This window comes from Clostridium sp. (assembly GCF_017888565.1).
Lineage (GTDB): Bacteria > Bacillota > Clostridia > Clostridiales > Clostridiaceae > Clostridium.
In genome coordinates this window covers 1-4,271 of sequence record NZ_JAGHFX010000054.1, presented here as the reverse complement: position 1 = coordinate 4,271, position 4,271 = coordinate 1, and the positions used below count along the sequence as shown (strand labels likewise).

7 protein-coding genes are annotated in these 4,271 nt (G+C 22.8%); all 7 read right to left on the bottom strand.

The genetic code is table 11. The annotated features are described in order from the left end of the window. Positions 1 to 47: 47 nt before the first annotated feature. Positions 48 to 266, bottom strand: coding sequence for a hypothetical protein (locus tag J7M87_RS09770; RefSeq protein WP_291650873.1), 219 nt, complete (start codon positions 264 to 266; stop codon positions 48 to 50). A 599-nt stretch (positions 267 to 865) separates the two neighbouring features. Further along, entirely contained in the window at positions 866 to 1,507 is a 642-nt protein-coding gene (locus J7M87_RS09765; RefSeq protein WP_291650872.1) for a hypothetical protein, read from the bottom strand. 4 nt (positions 1,508 to 1,511) lie between these two features. After that, a complete protein-coding gene (locus tag J7M87_RS09760; RefSeq protein ID WP_291650871.1) occupies positions 1,512 to 2,015 on the bottom strand; it encodes a hypothetical protein in 504 nt (167 codons plus the stop codon). A 464-nt stretch (positions 2,016 to 2,479) separates the two neighbouring features. Continuing rightward, positions 2,480 to 2,989 carry an LURP-one-related family protein gene (locus tag J7M87_RS09755; RefSeq protein WP_291650870.1) on the bottom strand — a complete coding sequence of 170 codons (510 nt, stop codon included), beginning with the start codon at positions 2,987 to 2,989 and terminating at the stop codon, positions 2,480 to 2,482. A 96-nt stretch (positions 2,990 to 3,085) separates the two neighbouring features. Next, positions 3,086 to 3,505 (bottom strand): hypothetical protein, encoded by a 420-nt coding sequence (locus J7M87_RS09750; RefSeq protein WP_291650869.1) that lies wholly within the window; start codon positions 3,503 to 3,505, stop codon positions 3,086 to 3,088. A gap of 377 nt (positions 3,506 to 3,882) precedes the next feature. Then, positions 3,883 to 4,050, bottom strand: a complete 168-nt coding sequence (locus tag J7M87_RS09745) for a hypothetical protein (protein WP_291650868.1) — start codon at positions 4,048 to 4,050, stop codon at positions 3,883 to 3,885. Between the two features lie 25 nt (positions 4,051 to 4,075). Next, positions 4,076 to 4,271: hypothetical protein (locus J7M87_RS09740; RefSeq protein WP_291650867.1), on the bottom strand; the 196-nt coding region annotated here is incomplete at its 5' end.

The following is a 4,271-nucleotide window of genomic DNA, read 5'->3' as shown; positions in this document are numbered from 1 at the left end:
TTTTTTTCTTTTTTTTCACCAAATCACCCCCTTTCAATAAATCGAAACTATCTTTTGAAAACTTGTATATATCTAACTTTACGAGGTACTTCTTTACCTTTAATAGATACTAAATCTTCATGCCCTTGGGAAACATATAAAATATTGAAATCTTTTAATTCCTCAATATCTTTAATTTTCATATCCCCCAAAAGGTCAACTCTCATTTTTGATTTATCAGATATCTTTTTATCAGTAGCAGATAAGAAAATTTTGTATTGGCACATACTATCAACTCCTAAAATATAAACTTTAAATTAGCACTCCTACCGTCGTGTTGTTGTTTTTTTGTTGAGCCTAAGACTACATATTGGAGTGAGTTGTAAAGGAAAATGGAATAAAAATTTTTGGCTGCTAACTGCAGATCCAGTTGGCCGACAAAAAATTTTATGGAATGGCTTTACAACTTGAACGGAAATATGATAGGCTAGTGCTTCAAAAAAACAAGATAAAAAAGAAGTCCCTAAGGACTTCTTACATATTTGAATATATTAAATTCCGTACTTATTTAAATGTTATAAGTATGTGGTTAAATTAAAAAATTTTATTTGGCTTATTATTTAATAAGTGACTTGCTATCCACTGTCAATATAGTATTATTCTTTTTCTGTATTCATAAATCTTTCTTTTAAAATGTTAGTTTCACTTTCATTTAACATAAAACTTAAATCCTTTATTAAAAATAGTAACGTAATATTACTACTTTCCATTTATTTAGGAAAACTAATGGAATTCCTAAGTGTTCAATTTCATAAAGATAGATATTATTATCTTGTTTAATTAAATCACTTTACATTATTAAATCGTATTTTTTTAAGTTATATTCTTAATTATACTTTCCGATAAAAAAGCTAAAAATACAAGCTAATATAAAGGTAACTCCAAATATCATATATATTTTTTGGGATAGCCTTTTTAATCTTTTGGATTCTTCAAGTACAATAATAGAATTATTTTTCTCCTTAAGGAATGATATAAACGCTTCTAATGTAATAGGCAATATATCAATTGGAATAAAAAGAGAAACATTTTCATTTTCTGTAGATAGAATTAGTCCATGATTTAAAAGCTTAACATATTTAATTTTACTTAATTGAATCTTAATATTACTAAACTCATTTTCTCTTATTAAATAACCATCTTCTATAGTGAAATAAAATTTACTTTCAATATCACAATATAGATTATTATTTTTTATCACTTTATTTTTTCTTGCTTTAATTAATTTGGTTATTAGCCAAATTACTAAAAAATAAAATATAAATATACCAATTATTGCTGTAAGTACATAAGTAAAATATCTATAATAGTGACTTAATAAGCAAGTAATTATAGAAAATACAACTAGTACACTAGATGTAAAAATAGTTTTTCTATATATGATGATACCTGGTGATGTTTGCATTAAATAACCTAAATATTCTCGAAAACTTATAATATTTTCAGATGGTTTAAACTCAAATCTCATATTATTAACGCCCTTTCACTTTTATATATTTTTCAATATCTTTAATTAATTCCTCCCTTTGAACATCAAAGAATTTGAAATAAAAGAAATTTCCTGGTACTCCATTAACCTTGAATTGTAATAATAAACTATCTTCATCTACAATAACTTCTTTTACTGCCTGCCATTTAACATGTCTTAATCTATCCTCCTGATAAAGTGATATTCCTTTTTCATCAAAAGAAATATTCATTTCACCATTAGGTATACTATTTACTATTCTTTTACTCTCTTTCTTGTAAGAAATATAAAATATCAATGATTCTAGTACTAATGCTATACTAGCTATACATATAAATATTATTATTTGTGATTTATACATTTTTTTTAAAAATAAAAATAATAATATAAATATTATAAGATTAACTGCTCCAATAATAATTAAGCTACCTTTTAAAAGTTTTTTTTTTAGATATTTTTTATAAGATATTTTAAATTCATCATTATTAACTAATTTATATCTATACATTCTCTTTCCCCCTTTTATTCTTATATCTAATTTATTAAGTAAATTCATTAATTACTAATTAATGAATAGTTATCACTTCTAGCATACTTATTAAAAAGACAAATTAAAATGTTATAATTTTATTTACCTAGAATCCATAATATAAATATTTTAAACTTCTCATAATATATTTTGTAAATATATTACTATTCAATTCTCAAAGAATATTATTATTGCTTATTTGGAAATAAATCTAAAAATCTTTTTTTGAATTGCTCACTAAAAAATACCGTATATTCACTTTTCAGAGATCATTTAGTTAACAATAATATCAAAATACTAGTAATTTTTTGAATTATTATTTTTGAAATGCGAAAAAAAAACACCACATATTCCTTTTGAATAATACGGTATTTTTAATGATTGATATTTAATTTAAAATTATGAACTATATATTTATTGCTTTATTGTACTTCATAAAATTTTCAATTATGAATTGAATTATCAATAGCTATTAATATAGCTAAACATATAATTTCATCTTCATCATTAAGAATATTAATTTTATAACTATCCTTAATACTCAATAGAACTTTTTTAACTGTCGCAATACTTATATTATTTTTATAAAAGGTAAAACTTCTAGCCATTAAATCACCCTTTACCAAATACCTATCATTATCTGAAATAATAGATATTTTAGGTTTCATTGATACAATATGTTGTTTAAATGATGCTACTATCTTTTTATCACTATAGAAATCATATTCTTCTTTAAAAAATCCAAATTTCTTTTTTATAGTTACAAACTCTTTTCCATCTAAACTTTTTATATATAATTTGTTTCCAAATGTAAAAATTCCTCCTAATAATCTGTCTATAACAGTTAGTAATTTATTATTACTTATTATTTCTAGATAAGGTTCATTATTATCATCATATACATAATACTTATCATTTAAGGAAAGATTTTGATTAATATAGTATGTTTTCATTTTTAAACCCTTCTTATCTTTTATAAATTACTTATTGATTATATTCTCTCTTTCAACTACCTTTCAATTAAATTTAAAAATATCAACTTTTATTAATTATTTCGTAATACGTTCATTAAAATTATCAATGCTTTCTAAAGAGTATATATGCAAAGGTAAATTGAATTGATTTTCATCTTTGTATGATACAATAAATTCAGCACCTTCTTTAAATCCTCCAAATATAAGTAGGTCTGAGCAATCTAATTCCCCTTCTGATCCTACTGGAACATCACCTATATTTACACCAGAAACAGAATCAAAATCAAGAATTTTAACTTGAAGTTTTTTTTCGTCATAGTCTTTAGCAAGTACTTTCACATGTAAATATGCGTAATCTCCATTTAATTCAGGTAAATAACTTGAAGATTCATCTATAGATGGTTTTGGTTCTATGTTATTTTTTATATTTAAGCAACCTGTTAAACTAAACAAACTTAATATAAACATAGATATGACAAATAATATTCTTTTCATATTATAATCCTCCTACAAATTCCCAATTTATCGAGTAGTTTAAAATTTAAACTAGCTCGTCTTATCTTTGAATTGCAAACAAGAAAATACCGCATACTCTTTTCTGAATAATACGGTATTTTTATAATAGTTTAATATTATTAACTATTTTTTCTTTTTATGACTAACTACTACACCACATCCAATGGCTGTAGCAATACAGATGATTAATGTTATAACTTGCCATGATCACCATCCACCAAACTCCATATATATTTCCTCCCATTAATGCCTTTATATCATATATAGTAGCATATTTTGTAAATACCATACTATTCAATTTTTAAAGAACATATTTTTTAAATTAGTTCGCAATAGTTATATTATCAAGAGTAAATTTAAGATAATTTATTCCCTGTAAAGATAAATATAATTGCTACTACTAACATGCTCCATTGAATTATTCCATTAATAGGTATTACTTTTAATATAGATAATAGTACAGATGTTAATGCAATAACCTTTCCTATTGTAATTAAAAAATTTCCTAATTTATCTTTTTTCATAATTTTTCTCCGTTATAAATTATAATTATTCTTTTCTGTCATAAATAATATTGCTTAATTTTAAAGAAACAGTAACAATAACTATTAAAAATACCAAAGCACTAATAGTTATTATATTAAAATACATGTTGCTATTTATAAAAAGTTTAGAAATATTCATTAGGTAATTATCTAATTCATCAAATATAAAATAAAAAATACTAAAACTAATTAAAGGTAGT

Excerpts from the sequence above, each read along its gene's own strand:
- J7M87_RS09760 (WP_291650871.1), bottom strand. The coding sequence starts at position 2,015 with ATGTATAGATATAAATTAGTTAATAATGATGAATTTAAAATATCTTAT.
- J7M87_RS09745 (WP_291650868.1), bottom strand. The coding sequence starts at position 4,050 with ATGAAAAAAGATAAATTAGGAAATTTTTTAATTACAATAGGAAAGGTT.
- J7M87_RS09750 (WP_291650869.1), bottom strand. The coding sequence starts at position 3,505 with ATGAAAAGAATATTATTTGTCATATCTATGTTTATATTAAGTTTGTTT.
- J7M87_RS09770 (WP_291650873.1), bottom strand. The coding sequence starts at position 266 with ATGTGCCAATACAAAATTTTCTTATCTGCTACTGATAAAAAGATATCT.
- J7M87_RS09765 (WP_291650872.1), bottom strand. The coding sequence starts at position 1,507 with ATGAGATTTGAGTTTAAACCATCTGAAAATATTATAAGTTTTCGAGAA.
- J7M87_RS09755 (WP_291650870.1), bottom strand. The coding sequence starts at position 2,989 with ATGAAAACATACTATATTAATCAAAATCTTTCCTTAAATGATAAGTAT.